Source organism: Klebsiella sp. K5-204 (genome assembly GCF_030128585.1).
Classification (GTDB): Bacteria; Pseudomonadota; Gammaproteobacteria; order Enterobacterales; family Enterobacteriaceae; genus Klebsiella; species Klebsiella quasipneumoniae.
On sequence record NZ_JAKUZS010000040.1, the window covers coordinates 1 to 788 of the forward strand.

At 53.6% G+C, this 788-nt stretch carries 1 protein-coding gene; it reads left to right on the forward strand.

Translation table 11 applies throughout. The annotated features are described in order from the left end of the window. On the forward strand, nucleotides 1-733 hold a 733-nt coding region (locus tag MKR05_RS26895), incomplete at its 5' end, for an IS5 family transposase (RefSeq protein ID WP_188201262.1). Nucleotides 734-788: the final 55 nt, after the last annotated feature.

Consider the following 788-nt stretch of genomic DNA (forward strand, 5'->3'; position numbering starts at 1 on the left):
CGTATTCCGGCTGACCCTGCGGGCTGCGCAGGGTTTTATTGATTCCATTTTTGCCCTGATGAACGTTCCGTTGCGCTGCCCGGATTACACCAGTGTCAGTAAGCGGGCAAAGTCGGTTAATGTCAGTTTCAAAACGTCCACCCGGGGTGAAATCGCACACCTGGTGATTGATTCCACCGGGCTGAAGGTCTTTGGTGAAGGCGAATGGAAAGTCAGAAAGCATGGCAAAGAGCGCCGTCGTATCTGGCGAAAGTTGCATCTTGCTGTTGACAGCAACACACATGAAGTTGTCTGTGCAGACCTGTCGCTGAATAACGTCACGGACTCAGAAGCCTTCCCGGGCCTTATCCGGCAGACTCACAGAAAAATCAGGGCAGCCGCGGCAGACGGGGCTTACGATACCCGGCTCTGTCACGATGAACTGCGCCGCAAAAAAATCAGCGCGCTTATTCCTCCCCGAAAAGGAGCAGGTTACTGGCCCGGTGAGTACGCAGACCGCAACCGTGCAGTGGCTAATCAGCGGCTGAGCGGAAGCAATGCACGGTGGAAATGGACAACGGAATATAACCGTCGCTCGATAGCGGAAACGGCAATGTACAGAATGAAGCAGTTGTTGGGAGATTCACTGACGCTGCGTGACTACGATGGTCAGGTAGCGGAAGCTATGGCCATGGTGCGTGCGTTGAACAGGATGACAAAGGCTGGGATGCCAGAAAGCGTGCGTATTGCCTGAAAATCCAGCCAGCTACAGGGTCGTTCGCACGAAATCTTATTTATTCAACAAAGCC